Raw genomic sequence first — 15,826 nt, 5'->3', positions numbered from 1 at the left:
AGTCTATTCCGTCGGTGGCTCGGATTCGCGCGAACCCGACGCGAGACGCGCCCCTTCGGCAGCCTTCGCGGCCTCCCTGGCACGCTTGCGGAGGTTCTTGTCGTTGATCTCCCGATCGCCTACGGCGCCGGGCGTCCACGCGTCGACATCCGCATCGCCATAGCTGCTCTTCGAGGCCCTGCGCTTCACCTGCGGCGCCGCGGCACCCGGTGCGAGCCGACGCGCCGTGAGGAGGAATCCGGTATGCGCCACCATGCGGTGATCGGGCCTGACGGCGAGGCCTTCGACATGCCACCCTCGCACCATCGTCTCGGACGCCTCGGGGTCGGTGAACAGCCCGGTGCCGCGGATGTACTCGGCGACCCGTGAGAGCTGGGTGGCTGTCGCGACGTAGCAGAGCACGACGCCGCCGGGAGTGAGTGCGTCGGCGACGACGTCCATGCATTCCCATGGTGCGAGCATGTCGAGTACGACGCGATCGACCGTGCCGGCCGGGAACTCGGCTGGAAGCGCATCGGCGAGATCCCCGACGACCACGTTCCAGGTGTCCGGCGTCTCGCCGAAGAATGTCTCGACGTTCCCGCGGGCGACCTGGGCGAAGTCCTCACGACGTTCGAACGACACCAGTCGACCGACCGGACCGATGGCGCGGAGCAGCGAGAGCGAGAGGGCCCCCGAACCGACGCCCGCCTCGACGACGACCGCGCCGGGGAAGATGTCGGCCTGCATCACGATCTGCGCCGCATCCTTCGGGTAGACGATCGCCGCGCCGCGCGGCATCGACATCGCGAAGTCGCGCAGCAGCGGCCGCAGCGCGAGGTACTCGTGCCCCGAGCTGTTCGCGGCGACCGAACCGTCGGGAAGACCGATGAGGTCACGATGCCGCAGCACTCCCTGATGGGTGTGCAGCTCGCCGTCCTCGCGGAGGGTCACGGTATGCAGACGACCCTTGGGGCCGGTCAGCTGCACCCGATCGCCCTCCCGGAACGGCCCGCTCGGCCGCGGTGAGGTGATGTCGGTCATCGGGTGGCTCCCGTCATGGAGGTCTTGCGGTCGAAGAGTTCGATCAGGTCTGCGGCAGTGCGGCCCTCGAGGGTCGGCCAGAGCTCGTGAGCCCCGACGTCGTCGAGCGAGACGATGTGCGGCACGCCGAGAGCGACGGCGCCGGATGCGATGCCCGCACGGAGTCCGGTCGGCGAGTCCTCGATGACCACGGCCTCGGCGATGTCGATCTCGAGCAGCGATGCCGCGTGCAGGTACGGCTCTGGGTGAGGCTTGGGGCGGGCCACGTCATCGCCGGCGACGACGATGTCGAAGGCCTCGAACTCGATCAGGTCGACGACGCTCAACGCCATGCGGCGCAGCGACATCGTGACGAGGCCGGTGGGGATCCCCGCCGACTTCAGATCCTGCAGCAGCTCGCGGGCACCGGGGCGGAAAGGCACTCCCTGTGTGCGCAGCGCCTCCTGCACTCCATCGGTGAGGAGCGAGATGATCGCCTCCGCGTCCATATCCACCCCCGCGTTCTGGAGGATGATCGCGCTGTCGATGAGACCGTTGCCGACGAGTTGAAGGGCGTCCTCGTGGGTCCACGTCCCGCCGAAGGATTCGACCAGCGCCGTCTCGGCTGCCATCCAATATGGCTCGGTGTCGACGAGGGTTCCGTCCATGTCCCAGAGGATCGCGCGGGGCTGTCTGCTCACCGAACCATGTTACCCGTGGCTCCGCCCGGTCCCCGCGCGGTCGGACTAGCCTGGAGGGATACCGATCCGGAAATGGCGAAGGGAGCCCACGATGGATGTCCTCGGTTCACGCATCGTCATCGTCGCCTTCGATGGCTGGAACGACGCGGGTGAGGCCGCGAGCGGCGCGATCGCCGCGCTGCGTTCCGCGAACGACTACGACCTCGTGCACTCCATCGACCCGGAGCTGTACTTCGACTATCAGTACACCCGCCCGGCCACGAAGACGGACGCCGAAGGCCGCCGTCAGCTCACGTGGCCCGAGGCCGGTCTGTGGCGCCCGCGCGACCCGGGGCCCGGTCCCGAGTTCTGGGTGCTGACCGGAGTCGAGCCCGCGCGCACCTGGCAGTCGTTCGCCGCGGAGTTCATCGACGTCGCCCTCCGCGACGACATCACCGGGTTCGTGACCCTCGGCGCGATGCTCTCGGATGTGCCCCACACGCGACCGATCTCGATCTTCGCCTCGAGCCAGAACGAGCAGGTCCGCGCAGCGCATGGCCTCGAGCGGTCTCTCTATGAGGGCCCCGTCGGCATCCTCAGCGTGTTCGAGCACTTCGCCGAGAGCGCCGGCATCCCGACCGCGAGCCTGTGGGCCAGCGTGCCGCACTACGTGGCCTCTGCCACTCCGTCGCCGAAGGTCACCCTCGCTCTTCTGGACCGGCTCGAGGAGCTGACCGGAGTCGACGTCCCACGCGATCACCTCCGCACAGAGGCCGCCGCGTGGGAGGCGTCGATCGACGCCGCCGCCGCGGATGACGAGGACATGACGGAGTACATCCGCCAGCTCGAGCAGACCCGCGACACGTGGGATTCGCCCGATGCGTCCGGCGATGCGATCGCTCAGGCGTTCGAGCGCTATCTGAAGCGCAGAGGCGACGGTCCCGGAGACCACAAGCGCTGAGCTCGGAGGTCTCCGGTGCCGCGCCGCTACGCCGCGATGACGCCCGTGCCGAGAAGGACCAGGAGAACCGTGCCCAACAGGATGCGGTAGATCACGAACGGCATGAAACTGCGCTTCGAGATGTAGTTCATGAAGAACGCGATCACGCCGAGTGCCACGACGAACGCGATGCCGGTCGCCGCGAGGGTGTCGCCGAACGAGAAGAATGAAGGCTCGTCCCAGCTCTTGAACACCTGGTAGAAGCCACTGCCGAACACGGCGGGGATCGCCAGGAGGAACGCGTAGCGCGCGGCGGCCGCGCGCTCGTAGCCGAGGAACAGTCCCATCGTGATCGTCCCGCCCGAGCGCGACACACCCGGGATCAACGCGAGCGCCTGTGCGAAGCCGTACGCGATGCCGTGCGGATAGGTGAGCTGATCGAGCTTGCGTCGCTTCGCGCCCACATGGTCGGCGATGCCGAGCAGGATGCCGAACACGATCAGCATGATCGCGACGATCCAGAGCGACCGGAAGACCGTCTCGATCTGATCCTGGAAGAGAAGGCCGAGCACCACGATCGGGATGCTGCCGATGATGATCATCCAGCCCATCCGGGCATCCGGATCGCTGCGCGGAACCCTGCCCGTCAGTGAGCGGAACCACTGCGCGATGATGCGAACGATGTCGCGCCAGAAGAACACCACGACCGCCGCCTCCGTGCCGATCTGCGTGATCGCGGTGAACGCGGCACCAGGGTCCTCGCCGGACGGCAAGAACGTGCCGAGGATGCGCAGATGGGCGCTGGAGGAGATCGGGAGGAACTCGGTGAGTCCCTGGACGATGCCGAGGATGAGCGCTTCGAACAAGTGCATGGAGGAGCTTTCTGATTCGTGGTGCGCGGACGTGGAGCAGAGAGCTCAATACGTGCGCAGCAGATCGGCCAGCACCCGCTGACCGAAGACAAGCGATTCTACGGGCACTCGCTCATCGACACCGTGGAACATCCCCGTGAAGTCGAGGTCGGCAGGGAGGCGGAGGGGAGCGAATCCGTACCCGGTGATGCCCAGATAGGCCAGCGCCTTGTTGTCGGTTCCGGCGCCGAGCAGATACGGAATGACCGGCACTCCCGGGTCGTGCCGCCCCAGACTCGCCACCATCGCCTCGACCAGTTCGCCTGCGAACGGCGTCTCCATGCCGATGTCGCGAACGACGGTCTGGATCTCGATGTCATCGCCGACGATCTGCTGCAGTTCGGCGAGCACCTCGTCCTCGGTTCCCGGGATCACCCGCACGTCTATCAGCGCTTCGGCTCGTTCCGGAATCACGTTGTGCTTGTACCCCGCGGTGAGTGCCGTGGGGTTCGTCGTCGTGCGGAACGATGAACGGAGGAATGCCTCAGCGGGGCCGGCGGCGGCAGCGAGGGCGTCGGGGTCGTCTACGGAGCGGCCGGTGAGGGCGCTCAGGCCCTGCAGCAGCGCCTCGGTGGTGGGAGTGAGCCGAAGAGGCCACCGAGTGCGCCCTAGGGCCGCCACAGCTTCTGCGAGCTTCGTGACGGCGTTGTCGTCGTGCAGTCGGCTTCCGTGGCCGGCGCGACCCCTCGCGACGAGGCGGATCCAGATGAGCGCCTTCTCCCCCACCTGCAGCAGGTAGGCGCGGCGATCGTCGACCGTGATCGAATAGCCGCCCACCTCGCTGATGGCCTCGGTCGCTCCCGCGAACCACTCCGGGTGATTCTGGACGACGAGCGCCGAGCCCTCGACGCCGCCGTTCTCCTCGTCGGCGAAGAATGCGAGCACCAGATCGCGCTCCGGCTGCTCCCCCGCACGCAGGAGGTCTGCGACGGCGGTGAGGATCATCGCGTTCATGTTCTTCATGTCGACCGCCCCACGCCCCCAGAGCATGCCGTCCTTGACGGTGCCCGCGAACGGGTCGACGCTCCAGTCCTCGGCCATCGCCGGGACGACGTCGAGGTGTCCGTGCACGACGAGAGCCGGCTTGCTCCGATCGCGACCCGGCACGCGCGCCATCACGTTCGTGCGCCGCGGGATCGGCTCGTAGTATTCGACATCCAGACCCAGGTCCTGCAGATAGGCGCCGACATATTCGGCTGCCTCACGCTCACCCTTCGCGTTGCCTCCGCCGAAGTTCGAGGTGTCGAATCGGATCAGGTCGCTCGCGATGCGAACCACCTCGGGGAGAGCCACGTCAGTCATGAGGTCCAGGCTATCGAAACGTCATGGCGCGCCCGGGCGTCACCGCCGGTTTCTGAGTGCCTCGAAGCTCGTGCTAATGTAAATCTTCGTTCGGCAACGAACATCCAACACCTGCGCGGGTGGCGGAATGGTAGACGCGCTACGTTGAGGTCGTAGTGCCCGTAAGGGCGTGGGGGTTCAAGTCCCCCTCCGCGCACAGACAGGCCTCGGATATCCATACGATATCCGAGGCCTTCTTCGTACTTTCGGTGTCGACGTGTCGTCCGGCAGAACCCGAGGTGAATTCCCCGAGCCCTGCCCCACGGGCCGGCGCGCGCGTCAGTGCGCGCTCACGCCGAACACCAGCCCGAGCACGTACGTGACGGCCGCAGCGCCGAAGCCGATCGCCAGCTGCCGCAGCGCGCGACGCAGGGGCGGTCCCCCCGACAGGATGCCGACCATCGCTCCGGTCGTCAGCAGAGCGACACCCACCAGCACGAGCGCGACGACCACCGCAGTTGTCCCATCGAGTCCGAAGATCCACGGGAGCACAGGGATGATCGCGCCGGACGCGAAGAGCAGGAAGCTCGAGATGGCCGCCGTCCAGTCGCTGCCGACGATCTCGTGGTCGTCTCCGGCGTGCAGGTGGATCGGCCCCGTCGTCGTGCGCTCGACTCCGGCACGCGCGGCGTCCACTATCCGCCGTGCGCGCTCGAGCGCCTCCTGCTGGCCGATTCCGCGAGCGCGGTAGACCAGAGCGAGTTCGTTCTCGTCGATGTCGAGATCGGCGGCGGATGCCGCGGCATCCTCGTTGGCTTCCGTCGACGCCAGCAGCTCGCGTTGGGAGCGCACGGAGACGAACTCCCCCGCGCCCATCGACAGAGCCCCGGCGAGCAGACCCGCGATCCCACTGAACAGGACGAAGGCGGAGCTGACACCCGTGGCGCCGATGCCGAGCACGAGTGCGAGATTGCTCACCAGGCCGTCGTTCGCTCCGAAGACGGCAGCACGGAACGACCCGGACAGACGGCGCCTCCCACGAGCGGCGAGACCGCGGACGACTTCGGAGTGCACCTTCTCGTCTGCGCGCATGGCAGGAGTCGCGTACTGCTCGGAATCGTACGGAGATCTGTCCTCGGCGCTCTGCGCGAGTGCGAGGACGAAGATGGATCCGAACCGCCCGGCCATCCAGCCCAGCAGGCGAGACCGGATGCCGGCTCGCGGCAGTCGCGCCGGTTCTGCGCCCAGCAGATCGAGCCAGTGCTGCTCGTGGCGACGCTCGGCATCGGCGAGGCTGAGCAGGATCTCGCGCTCCTCGCCCGTGCGACGGTTCGCGAGCTTCTGGTACACGAGCCCTTCGGCGCGTTCTTCCACGAGGTAGCGCGCCCAGCGGCGACGGTCTGCGGCGGTCGGCTCGGCGGCAGCGGGGGCTGTCATGAAGTCTCCTGATCGACGATCCCCGGGAACGGGGCAACCGTTCAACGCTAGCTTCGAGCCACTCTCTCGGCGGCACCGGGAGCAGGATTGCCAGCTTTTCGGGCCTCCGAACCGGAGGCGCGATTCAGGATCGAACGCGCTTGCGGAGCACGTCGATGCGCGACTGCAGCTGCGTGACGGTCGCCTGCGCGACAGCAGGCCCGCCGCAGATGCGGCGCAGCTCCGCGTGCACGGCCCCGTGCGGCTCGCCCTTCTGACGGGCGTACAGGCCGACGAGGCTGTTGAGCAGCTGGCGCTGCTCGCGAAGCGTGCGGTGCAGCGGCGCCGGGAGCGTGGTCGTCTCGGTCGGCCCTGCCTCAGCCTCCCGTGTCTCTCGCAGGCGAGTCTGACGTGCCTGGCGTTGCATCAGCAGCTCGTGCACGTGCTCCGGCTCGAGAAGACCGGGGAACCCGATGAACTCCTCCTCCTCGGGGGTGCCCGGCTCGGCGAGCTGGCCGAACTCCTGACCCTCGAACACGACCCGGTCGAAGTGCGCAACAGACGAGAGCGCCTGATAGCTGAACTCCTGTGTCAGCGCATCCGAGGCGTCGTCTTCGCGCTTCGCCGACTCGAGCAGCGAGTCCTCGAGGCCGTCGTCATCCTTCGACTGACGATCGAGCGCGTGGTCGCGCTGCTTGTCCATCTCGTTCGCGAGTCCCATGAGCACCGGAACCTGCGGAAGGAAGACACTCGCCGCCTCACCCCGTCGACGCGCCCGCACGAAGCGACCGATCGCCTGGGCGAAGAAGAGCGGCGTCGACGACGACGTCGCGTAGACCCCGACGGCCAGTCGGGGCACATCGACGCCCTCCGACACCATGCGCACCGCGACCATCCAGCGATCCTCGCTGTTGCTGAACTTTTCGATCCGCTCCGAGGCTGTCGCGTCGTCGGACAGGACGATCGTCGGCTGCTGTCCCGTGATGCTGTGCAGGATCTTGGCGTAGGCGCGTGCCACCGTCTGGTCGGTCGCGAGCACCAGTCCTCCGGCGTCGGGCACGTGGTGCCTGATCTCGGTCAGACGACGATCCGCAGCCGAGAGCACTGCAGGCATCCACTCGCCCTCGGGGTCGAGCGCCGTGCGCCATGCCTGCGAGGTGACGTCTTTCGTGTTGTCCTGACCGAGATGCGTCTCGAGCTCGTCTCCGCTGCTCGTGCGCCAGCGCATCTTGCCCGCGTACATGTGGAAGAGCACGGGCCTGACCACGCCGTCTGCCAGTGCACGGCCGTAGCCGTAGTTGTAGTCGGTGCGGGAGATGCGCGCGCCGGACTCGTCAGGGTGGTACTCGACGAACGGGATCGGTGCGGTGTCGCTGCGGAATGGGGTGCCGGAGAGCAGCAGTCGGCGCTTCGCCGGTCCGTAGGCGTCGCGGATCGCGTCGCCCCAGCTGAGCGCGTCGCCACCGTGATGCACCTCGTCGAGCACGACGAGCGTCTTCGCGTCTTCGGTCAGATGACGGTGGACCGACGACTTCGCCGCCACCTGCGCGTAGGTGACCACGGCGCCGTGGTAATGCCGTGCCGGCGCCCAATGACTGTTGCGGAACCGGGGGTCGAGACGGATGTGCACGCGAGCGGCGGCATCGGCCCACTGCGTCTTCAGATGCTCGGTCGGGGCGACCACGATGATCCGGTTGACCTCGCCCATGCGCATGAGCTCGACGGCGAGGGTAAGGGCGAACGTGGTCTTTCCTGCACCCGGTGTCGCCGCCACGAGGAAGTCTCGCTGATCTGCCTGGAAGTACTGTTCCAGCGCCTCCTGTTGCCAGGCGCGCAGCTTGTTCGCGGTTCCCCAAGGGGCACGCTGAGGAAAGGACGGAGAGAGCATCGAGACAACGATAATCGCTGCCGCCGACACTCGGCACGCTCGCGAGTTCCGCCGCGCGCGTCTCGCCCGGACGCCCGCACCCGAGTAGGCTCGGTCACTGCGCGTCCGCCACCGCACGGCTGCGCTCGTTCGCGAAGGAGAGCTGGATGACAGATCAGGATTCGATCCGAACCCCCGAGCTCGACAACGAGAATCCGCACCCCTGGCGGAGGTTCGTCGCAATCGGCGACTCGTTCACCGAGGGCATCGGCGACCCGGACCCGTCGCAGCCGGGCAGCCACCGTGGCTGGGCAGACCGTGTCGCCGAGGTGCTCTCGCGCCAGGTCGACGACTTCGCCTATGCGAACCTCGCCGTGCGCGGCAAGCTGATCGCCCAGATCGTACGCGATCAGATCGAGCCCGCCGTGGCGCTGCATCCCGACCTCATCTCGATCTGCGCCGGGGGCAACGATGTGATCCGACCGGGAACCGACCCCGACGCGATCGCCGCCCAGCTCGAGGACGCCGTCGCGCGTCTGTCGTCGACGGGCGCCGCGATTCTGCTCTTCACCGGAGTCGACACGGCCTTCACTCCGGTCTTCCGGGCTTTCCGCGGCAAGGTCGCCATCTACAACGAGAACGTGCGCGCGATCGCCGAGCGACACGACTGCATCGTCGCCGATCAGTGGGCGCTCAAGGTCGTGCAGGACATGCGGTTCTTCGACGACGACCGCCTGCACTACAACTCGCTGGGCCACCACGAGGTCGCCCGCATGGTTCTGCGCGCGCTCAACGTGCCCAACGATCTCGAGGCCATGCAGCCCGAGACGATCCCGCTCCGCACCTGGCGCGAGGCCCGCACCGAGGACTTCGGCTGGGCCCGAGAGCATCTCGTGCCCTGGGTCCTGCGTCGTCTGCGCCATCAGTCATCCGGCGATCACATCGTGGCCAAGCGCCCCGAGCCCTCCCCGATCATCCTCCCGAAGTCAGACTGACGACGGCCAGAGGTCAGGGCGAGGTGAGCGCCCACAGCGCCACTGCAGCGGCAGACGCGACGTTCAAGGAATCCACACCACCGGACATCGGAATCGTCACGACCGTGTCGGCGTGGTCGAGGGCCGTGCGGGAGAGCCCGTCGCCCTCCGAACCCATGACGATGGCGACTCGCTCGGGGCGGTTCGCGACATAGGCATCGAGCGTCACGGCGTCATCGCTGAGAGCGAGAGCTGCGATGTCGAACCGCGCCGCGTGGAGGTCCGCCACGGCAGACTCCCAATCCGTGATGCGAGTCCATGGCACCTGGAACACCGTGCCCATGCTCACGCGCACGCTGCGTCGGTACAGCGGGTCCGCTCCCCCGGGCGACACCAGCACCGCGTCCGCCCCGAGGCCCGCGGCCGCACGGAACGCCGCACCGACGTTGGTGTGATCGCCGACGTTCTCGAGGATCAGCACGAGGTTCGCGGCGTCGAGGACCTCACGCACGGTCGGAAGCACGGGGCGATGCATCGACGCGATCGTGCCCCGGTGAACGGCGAAACCGGTCACCGATTCAGCCACCTCATCAGGGACGACGTACACCGGCACGTCGAGGTCGCCGACGATCCCCCGAATGTCATCGACCCGCCGCTCCTGCACGAGCACGGAACGCGGACGATGACCCGCCGCGACCGCCCGAGCGATCACCTTGGTCGATTCGGCGATGTAGAGCCCACCCGTCGGCTCTCTCACGGTCCGGAGCGCAGTGTCGGTGAGCCCGCGGTAATCGTCGAGTCGTCGGTCGTCGGGATCGGTCACGCGCAGCAGTTCCACGCGGCCCAGTCTGCCATCGCTCAGTCGACCGGCTGCGCGGTCGGCCGCGACGCGTCGACCACGGTGCGCACGTCGTAGACTCGCACAGGGAGGTCCTGTGAGCGCATCGAGTCCGGTCGAACTGTCGGCCACCATCGCTCGCACCGCCGAACTCCTGCGCGGTCGCAGGATCGCACTGCTCACGGGGGCCGGCATCTCCACGGACTCGGGAATCCCCGCCTACCGTGGCGAGGGATCCCGCAACCGCACCGATCCGATGACCATCCAGAAGTACCTCGCCGACGACGCCGCGCGACGACGCTACTGGGTCGGGGGGCACCTGGGCTGGCGTGCGTTCGCCCGAGCCCAGCCGAACCCGGGGCACCTGTCGCTCGCCGCCATGGAGTCATCCGGCCACGTCAGCGGCGTCATCACCCAGAACGTCGACGGCCTGCATCTGCGCGCAGGCAGCTCTCATGTGATCGAAGTGCACGGAACGATGCGCAGGGTCCTCTGCCTGAAATGCGGTCAGGTGTTCGATCGCCGCGACGTCGCGGTGCAGATCGAAGAGCGCAACCCGTGGATCACCGTCCCCGAGAACGTGGCATTGAACCCCGACGGCGATGTGCTCCCCGAGAGCACCGACGGCTTCATCGTCCCCGTGTGCACTGTCTGCGAAGGGATGCTGAAGCCTGACGTCGTGTTCTTCGGCGAGTACGTCCCTCAAGACCGGTTCAAGGCTGCCGAGTCCCTGCTCCGTGCCAGCGACGCGCTGATCGTCGCCGGCTCTTCCCTCGTCGTCAACTCCGGGGTGCGCCTCGTCGAACGCGCACGTCGACGCAGCATCCCCCTCATCATCATCAACCGCGAGCCCACGCGCGCGGATGTCTGGGCCGATGTCACCATCGCCGCAGGCACCAGCGATGTGCTCCCCGCGATCCAGGAGCTCCTCGAATGACTCTGCTCACGCTCATCCGCCATGGCCAGACCGACTGGAACCTGGCTCGCCGGATCCAGGGGTCCACCGACATCCCTCTGAACGACAAGGGCCGCGCGGATGCACGGACCGCCGCCGATCTCCTCGAGGGCGTCACGCACCACTCGATCTACGCCAGCCCGCTGAAGCGTGCGCGGGAGACGGCCGAGATCATCTCCGAGAGCCTGGGACTCGGCTCACCCGTGCTGGTGCCCGATATGCGCGAGCGCGAGTTCGGCGAGGGCGAGGGCATGCTCGTGTCGGACTACATCGAGAAGTACGGCGACTGGCAGTCACCGGTCCCCGGGGCCGAGACTCTGAATGGAGTCGCTGACCGGGCTCTCGCGGCACTCGACGCGATCGCCCGTGATGCACGCCGCCGTTCGGCGCCGCTTGCGGAGTCCGTCATCGTCGTGACGCACGGAGGCGTGATCCGGTCGCTGATCGATCACGTGTCCGGTGGCACGCTGCCTCGGGTCGGTGAGGTTCTCGCGAACGGCTCTGTCCACCGTTTCGAGGCGTCCCCCGGCTCGCTACGCCTGATCGACCAGGGCATGCTCGTCTGACTGGCGCGCCCACTCAGCTGCTCTGATCAGCGAACGCGGCTGAGCACCGACCGGGCGTGCCTCAGCACGGGCTCGTCGATCATGCGTCCTCTGAAGCGAAAGACTCCTCGTTCCCTCTCAGCCGCCGCGAGCACTCCGTGAGCCCATTCGACGCTGGGCTCATCAGGCGCGTACGCCGCGCGGATCACCGCCACCTGACTCGGGTGGATGCACGCGGTCGCGATGAACCCCGATGCGGCAGCGTCGACCGCTTCGGACTCGAGACCGGCGACATCCTCGATGTCGACGTGCACCGCGTCGATGGCTCCCTTGCCCTGAGCCCCCGCTTCCAGGAGCACCCGCGACCGCGCGTAGCGCGCGACATCGCGATAGCCGCCGTTCGCCGTGCGACTCGATGTGCCGCCGAGGGATGCCACCAGATCCTCCGCGCCCCACATCATCGAGACGACCTGAGAGTGCGCGGCGATACGATCTGCGGCGTGGACGCCCTTCGCCGTCTCACACAGAGCGATCAGTGAGAACCTCTCGTCGAACGCGGCAAGGCTCTCCGCGCTCTCTGTCTTCGCCACCATGACGGTGCGGAACTCCGTCTGGGCGAGGGTCGCGAGATCGGCGGTGAAGGCGTCGGATCCCGGTGCGTTGACACGGACGATCACTCGATCGGGGTCGAGCTCGGTATCGATGAGATTCTGTCGAGCGCTGGCCTTCGCCTCGGGGAGCACGGCATCCTCGAGGTCGAGGATGACCGCGTCGGCCTTCTCGAGAGCTCCGCGGAATCGCTCAGGTCGGTCGGCGGGGCAGAACAGCAGCGCGGGGCCGAGGTCGAATGTCATCGTCCCTCCTCCGGCAGGCAGTGCACGAGGACGGTTCGGGTCGCCGTCGCGACCACCGTGTCGTCCTGATTGCGTCCGGTGTGGGCGATGGTCACGATCCCCTGACCCGGACGCGAGCCCGACAGCCTCTTCTCGACGATCACGCTATCGGTGTACAGCGTGTCACCGGCGAACAGCGGGTGCGGGAACGCGATCTCACCGAACCCGAGCTGGGCGACCAGGGTGCCCTGGGTGAGCTGCGCGACAGAAGCCCCGACCATCGTCGAGAGCGTCCACATCGAGTTGATCAGGCGCGCGCCGAAGGGCCGCTGCGCGTCGGCGAAGGCCGCATCGAGGTGCAGCGCCTGGGTGTTCATGGTGAGCGTCGTGAAGAGGACGTTGTCCGCCTCGGTCGCGGTGCGTCCAGGGCGATGCAGGTAGCGCGCGTCCGTGACGAACTCCTCGAAGTAGAGCCCCCGCTGGACGATGTCGTTCGCGGTCATGCCTGCCACGCTACCCGGCGAGTCCCAGCGCCCGCGCGATCACGAGCAACTGCACCTCGGTGGTGCCTTCACCGATCTCGAGGATCTTCGAGTCGCGGTAGTGACGGGCGACCGGGAACTCGTTCATGAACCCGTTGCCACCGAAGATCTGCGTCGCGTCCCTGGCGTTGTCCATGGCGGCTTCTCCAGCCACGAGCTTCGCGATCGCGGCCTGCTCGGCGAACGGTCGTCCCGCATCGCGCAGTCGCGCCGCATGGTGCCAGGCGAGTCGCGCCGTGTGCACTCGGGCGCGCATGCGCGCGAGCGTGAACTGGGCGTTCTGTCGCGTGCTGAGGGCACTGCCGAAGATCGTGCGACTCTTCGCATAGTCGACGGCGGCTTCGAGACATCCTTCCGCCGCACCGGTCGAGAGCGCGGCGATCGCGATGCGTCCCTCGTCGAGGATGCTGAGGAAGTTGCGGAAGCCGCTCCCCTGCTCCCCCAGCAGGTTGCCCACGGGCACGCGTGCACCGGCGAAGCTGAGCGGATGCGTGTCGGATGCGTTCCATCCGACCTTGTCGTACGGGGCCTCGACCGTGAAGCCGGGGGTGCCGTTGGGGACGATGATGGTCGAGATCTGCTTGCGCCCCCCTTCGTCGCCGGTGACGGCGGTCACGGTGACGAAGCGGGTGATCGGCGTGCCCGAGTTGGTGATGAACTGCTTCGAGCCGTCGATGACCCATTCATCCCCTTCGAGACGAGCGGTCGTGCGGGTCGCTCCGGCATCGCTGCCTGCCTCGGGCTCGGTGAGACCGAAGCCCGCGAGAGCGCGACCGGCGAGCAGATCGGGCAGATACTCGCGCTTCTGCTCCTCGCTGCCGAATCGGAACACCGGCATCGCCCCGAGGCTGACTCCGGCCTCGAGCGTGATCGCGATGGACTGGTCGACGCGCCCGAGGGCCTCGATCGCGATGCCGAGGGCCATGTAGTCGCCTCCCTGTCCCCCGTACTGCTCGGGGAACGGAAGTCCGAACAGGCCGAGATCACCCATCTGCGCCACGACCTCCATCGAGAGTGTGTGGGTGCGATCCGCTTCGTAGGACTGCGGTGCGACGACCTCTTCGGCGAAGTCGCGCACCATCGCGGCGAGCTCGCGCTCCTCATCGGTCAATTCGAACATGCTCAGTTATCCTCCGTCGTCATGTGTGCGACCCGCTGATCGCGTCGTACCTGATCGCCGACGGCCACCGTCAGGCGCACCGTCCCGTCGTGGGGCGCCAGCACCGGATGCTCCATCTTCATGGCCTCTATAGAGACAAGAGGGGTGCCGGCGGTCACCTTGTCGCCGTCTCGGACGTGCACCGCCACGACGCTTCCCGGCATCGGGGCCCGCGCATCCGGACCGCTCTCGGTCTCTCGCCGCTCCCGTGCCTGCAGGCGGTGCAGCATACGGGCGCGACGATCCAGGGGCCGCAGGTGCACCGTGCGTCCGTCCTCGCTCACCCAGACGCCGCCGTCGACGTCCGTCGCGACTGCCGCACGAGCTGCAGGTCCGTCGGCTGCAGGAGGGACGATCACCTCGCCCCGGTCGGTCAGGAACGAGACCTCGTGGCGGTCGCGCTCGGTGAGCGCCTGCCACACCTGGCCCGCCCGTCGAACCATCCTGGCCTCGCCGACCGTGTCGTCGGCGTGCAGGACGGCGCGGCTCGCGGCCACCAGCATCGTCGGCGACGGCGGCTCGTCGTCGAGCGGCAGAAGCGTCTCGATGAGTCCGGTGTCGAGGTCTCCCGCCCTCACCCGCTCATCGCGGCAGAGCAACCGGAGGAAGGCGATGTTCGTGTCCACGCCCAGCACGACGGTTCTGCCGAGGGCCTCGTCGAGGCGGCGGAGGGCAGTGCTCCGGTCATCCGCGAAAGCGATGACCTTGGCGATCATCGGGTCGTAGAAGCCGGTCACCTCACTGCCGGTCTCGACCGCCGCATCGACTCTCACCCCCTGAGGGGGGGCGAAGAGCAGAATGCGGCCGGTCGACGGAAGGAACCCACGCTCGGGCGACTCGGCGTACACGCGCGCCTCGACCGCGTGCCCGCGCACCGCGGGTGCGGAGTCGAGGCGTGCACCTGCGGCGACTGCGATCTGGAGAGCGACGAGGTCGAGTCCGGTCACCTCCTCCGTGACGGGGTGCTCGACCTGCAGGCGGGTGTTCATCTCGATGAAGAAGACCTGGTCGGGGGCATCTGCATCGATGAGGAACTCCACCGTGCCGGCGCCGACGTACGAGACACTCGCCGCGGCCTGGGTCGCGGCCTGGAGAAGACGGTCCCTTGTCATGTCGGGGATGCCTGCAGACGGAGCCTCTTCGATGACCTTCTGGTGGCGGCGCTGGAGCGTGCACTCGCGCTCGCCGAGGGCGAGCACCGTGCCGTGGGTGTCACCGAAGACCTGCACCTCGATATGTCGTGGCCGCCGGATGAGCCTCTCCAGGATCAACGAGTCGTCGCCGAACGCCGATAGCGCAACGCGGCGTGCAGAGGCCAGGGCGGCGCTCAGTCCGGCCGGCGTCTCGACGACCTCCATCCCCTTGCCGCCACCCCCCGCGCTCGGCTTCACGAGCAGGGGGTAGCCGACAGCGTCCGCCTCCTCGGCGATCTCCGCGTCCGACAGTCCTCTCGCATCGAACCCGGGCACCACGGGGACTCCTGATCGGATGACGTGATCGCGGGCCTTGGCCTTGTCGCCCATGATCTGGAGCGCGTCGATCGGTGGCCCGATGAAGACGACACCGCTCTCGGCACACGCTTCCGCCAGCCCGACGCTCTCGGAGAGGAAGCCGTACCCGGGGTGGATGGCCTGCGCCCCGGTCGCACGCGCGGCCGCGATGACGGCGTCGATGTCGAGGTAGGACTCGGCGACCGGCGCCGGACCGATCCGCACGGCGTCGTCGGCCTCGCGCACATGAGGTGCATCGGCATCCGCATCGCTGTAGACGGCGACGCTGCGGATGCCCATGGTCTGCAGCGTGCGGATGATGCGGCGTGCGATCTCGCCCCTGTTGGCGACGAGCACCGTGTCGAATTCGCGGGAGGCAGAGGGGGTCGTCAT

Annotated in this window: 15 protein-coding genes and 1 tRNA gene; 5 read left to right on the top strand and 11 right to left on the bottom strand. The window is 67.9% G+C overall.

Annotated elements, in window-relative coordinates:
• Positions 1 to 3 precede the first annotated feature (3 nt).
• Positions 4 to 1,023, bottom strand: a complete 1,020-nt coding sequence (locus ASF87_RS14645) for a tRNA (adenine-N1)-methyltransferase (protein ID WP_056376822.1) — start codon at positions 1,021 to 1,023, stop codon at positions 4 to 6.
• The gene (locus ASF87_RS14640; RefSeq protein ID WP_056376820.1) at positions 1,020 to 1,670 is read right to left on the bottom strand and encodes an HAD family hydrolase; all 651 of its coding nucleotides are present in this window, start codon (positions 1,668 to 1,670) and stop codon (positions 1,020 to 1,022) included. The genes ASF87_RS14645 and ASF87_RS14640 overlap by 4 nt, the downstream gene beginning before the upstream one ends.
• Positions 1,671 to 1,794: 124 nt before the next feature.
• On the opposite strand from ASF87_RS14640, the gene ASF87_RS14635 reads away from it, so the two are divergent.
• On the top strand, positions 1,795 to 2,643 hold the full coding sequence (locus ASF87_RS14635; protein WP_042536682.1) for a PAC2 family protein: 849 nt from the start codon (positions 1,795 to 1,797) through the stop codon (positions 2,641 to 2,643).
• Between the two features lie 26 nt (positions 2,644 to 2,669).
• Here the strand turns inward: ASF87_RS14635 and ASF87_RS14630 are convergent, their stop codons facing one another.
• Positions 2,670 to 3,494, bottom strand: coding sequence for an undecaprenyl-diphosphate phosphatase (locus tag ASF87_RS14630; protein WP_056376818.1), 825 nt, complete (start codon positions 3,492 to 3,494; stop codon positions 2,670 to 2,672).
• Positions 3,495 to 3,539: 45 nt separating this feature from the next.
• The gene (locus ASF87_RS14625; protein WP_056376815.1) at positions 3,540 to 4,835 is read right to left on the bottom strand and encodes a M20/M25/M40 family metallo-hydrolase; all 1,296 of its coding nucleotides are present in this window, start codon (positions 4,833 to 4,835) and stop codon (positions 3,540 to 3,542) included.
• 113 nt (positions 4,836 to 4,948) lie between these two features.
• On the opposite strand from ASF87_RS14625, the gene ASF87_RS14620 reads away from it, so the two are divergent.
• Positions 4,949 to 5,031, top strand: a tRNA-Leu gene (locus tag ASF87_RS14620).
• Positions 5,032 to 5,153: 122 nt separating this feature from the next.
• On the opposite strand, the gene ASF87_RS14615 is transcribed toward ASF87_RS14620, so the two are convergent.
• Together ASF87_RS14615 and ASF87_RS14610 are read right to left on the bottom strand one after the other, a co-directional pair.
• On the bottom strand, positions 5,154 to 6,251 hold the full coding sequence (locus tag ASF87_RS14615) for a VIT1/CCC1 transporter family protein (RefSeq protein ID WP_056376812.1): 1,098 nt from the start codon (positions 6,249 to 6,251) through the stop codon (positions 5,154 to 5,156).
• 124 nt (positions 6,252 to 6,375) lie between these two features.
• On the bottom strand, positions 6,376 to 8,118 hold the full coding sequence (locus ASF87_RS14610; protein ID WP_056376810.1) for a DEAD/DEAH box helicase: 1,743 nt from the start codon (positions 8,116 to 8,118) through the stop codon (positions 6,376 to 6,378).
• Between the two features lie 146 nt (positions 8,119 to 8,264).
• Here ASF87_RS14610 and ASF87_RS14605 point away from each other — a divergent pair, with 146 nt between their 5' ends.
• Positions 8,265 to 9,092 carry an SGNH/GDSL hydrolase family protein gene (locus ASF87_RS14605; protein WP_056376807.1) on the top strand — a complete coding sequence of 276 codons (828 nt, stop codon included), beginning with the start codon at positions 8,265 to 8,267 and terminating at the stop codon, positions 9,090 to 9,092.
• A gap of 13 nt (positions 9,093 to 9,105) precedes the next feature.
• Here the strand turns inward: ASF87_RS14605 and ASF87_RS14600 are convergent, their stop codons facing one another.
• Entirely contained in the window at positions 9,106 to 9,909 is an 804-nt protein-coding gene (locus ASF87_RS14600) for a TrmH family RNA methyltransferase (RefSeq protein ID WP_056376806.1), read from the bottom strand.
• 97 nt (positions 9,910 to 10,006) lie between these two features.
• On the opposite strand from ASF87_RS14600, the gene ASF87_RS14595 reads away from it, so the two are divergent.
• The gene (locus ASF87_RS14595) at positions 10,007 to 10,846 is read left to right on the top strand and encodes a Sir2 family NAD-dependent protein deacetylase (RefSeq protein WP_056376803.1); all 840 of its coding nucleotides are present in this window, start codon (positions 10,007 to 10,009) and stop codon (positions 10,844 to 10,846) included.
• Positions 10,843 to 11,430 (top strand): histidine phosphatase family protein, encoded by a 588-nt coding sequence (locus tag ASF87_RS14590; RefSeq protein WP_056376801.1) that lies wholly within the window; start codon positions 10,843 to 10,845, stop codon positions 11,428 to 11,430. Before ASF87_RS14595 ends, ASF87_RS14590 begins: the two co-directional genes overlap by 4 nt.
• A 26-nt stretch (positions 11,431 to 11,456) precedes the next feature.
• Here the strand turns inward: ASF87_RS14590 and ASF87_RS14585 are convergent, their stop codons facing one another.
• The 4 genes from ASF87_RS14585 to ASF87_RS14570 are packed head-to-tail and all read right to left on the bottom strand — an operon-like array spanning position 11,457 to position 15,826.
• Entirely contained in the window at positions 11,457 to 12,263 is an 807-nt protein-coding gene (locus ASF87_RS14585; RefSeq protein WP_056376799.1) for an HpcH/HpaI aldolase/citrate lyase family protein, read from the bottom strand.
• Positions 12,260 to 12,745 (bottom strand): MaoC family dehydratase, encoded by a 486-nt coding sequence (locus ASF87_RS14580; RefSeq protein ID WP_056377073.1) that lies wholly within the window; start codon positions 12,743 to 12,745, stop codon positions 12,260 to 12,262. Before ASF87_RS14580 ends, ASF87_RS14585 begins: the two co-directional genes overlap by 4 nt.
• 10 nt (positions 12,746 to 12,755) lie before the next feature.
• Positions 12,756 to 13,904 (bottom strand): acyl-CoA dehydrogenase family protein, encoded by a 1,149-nt coding sequence (locus ASF87_RS14575; RefSeq protein ID WP_056376797.1) that lies wholly within the window; start codon positions 13,902 to 13,904, stop codon positions 12,756 to 12,758.
• Positions 13,905 to 13,906: 2 nt separating this feature from the next.
• Complete coding sequence (locus ASF87_RS14570) at positions 13,907 to 15,826, bottom strand: acetyl/propionyl/methylcrotonyl-CoA carboxylase subunit alpha (protein WP_056376794.1); 1,920 nt, start codon at positions 15,824 to 15,826, stop codon at positions 13,907 to 13,909.

This window comes from Microbacterium sp. Leaf161 (genome assembly GCF_001423645.1).
Lineage (GTDB): Bacteria > Actinomycetota > Actinomycetes > Actinomycetales > Microbacteriaceae > Microbacterium > Microbacterium forte.
This window is presented reverse-complemented; position numbering and strand designations above follow the sequence as displayed.

Bases quoted from the DNA above. Each gene is read 5' to 3' on its own strand.
- ASF87_RS14610 (WP_056376810.1), bottom strand. From the start codon at position 8,118: ATGCTCTCTCCGTCCTTTCCTCAGCGTGCCCCTTGGGGAACCGCGAAC.
- ASF87_RS14605 (WP_056376807.1), top strand. From the start codon at position 8,265: ATGACAGATCAGGATTCGATCCGAACCCCCGAGCTCGACAACGAGAAT.
- ASF87_RS14580 (WP_056377073.1), bottom strand. From the start codon at position 12,745: ATGACCGCGAACGACATCGTCCAGCGGGGGCTCTACTTCGAGGAGTTC.
- ASF87_RS14625 (WP_056376815.1), bottom strand. From the start codon at position 4,835: ATGACTGACGTGGCTCTCCCCGAGGTGGTTCGCATCGCGAGCGACCTG.
- ASF87_RS14575 (WP_056376797.1), bottom strand. From the start codon at position 13,904: ATGTTCGAATTGACCGATGAGGAGCGCGAGCTCGCCGCGATGGTGCGC.
- ASF87_RS14570 (WP_056376794.1), bottom strand. From the start codon at position 15,826: ATGACGACCCCCTCTGCCTCCCGCGAATTCGACACGGTGCTCGTCGCC.
- ASF87_RS14615 (WP_056376812.1), bottom strand. From the start codon at position 6,251: ATGACAGCCCCCGCTGCCGCCGAGCCGACCGCCGCAGACCGTCGCCGC.
- ASF87_RS14585 (WP_056376799.1), bottom strand. From the start codon at position 12,263: ATGACATTCGACCTCGGCCCCGCGCTGCTGTTCTGCCCCGCCGACCGA.
- ASF87_RS14635 (WP_042536682.1), top strand. From the start codon at position 1,795: ATGGATGTCCTCGGTTCACGCATCGTCATCGTCGCCTTCGATGGCTGG.
- ASF87_RS14645 (WP_056376822.1), bottom strand. From the start codon at position 1,023: ATGACCGACATCACCTCACCGCGGCCGAGCGGGCCGTTCCGGGAGGGC.
- ASF87_RS14640 (WP_056376820.1), bottom strand. From the start codon at position 1,670: ATGGACGGAACCCTCGTCGACACCGAGCCATATTGGATGGCAGCCGAG.
- ASF87_RS14590 (WP_056376801.1), top strand. From the start codon at position 10,843: ATGACTCTGCTCACGCTCATCCGCCATGGCCAGACCGACTGGAACCTG.
- ASF87_RS14630 (WP_056376818.1), bottom strand. From the start codon at position 3,494: ATGCACTTGTTCGAAGCGCTCATCCTCGGCATCGTCCAGGGACTCACC.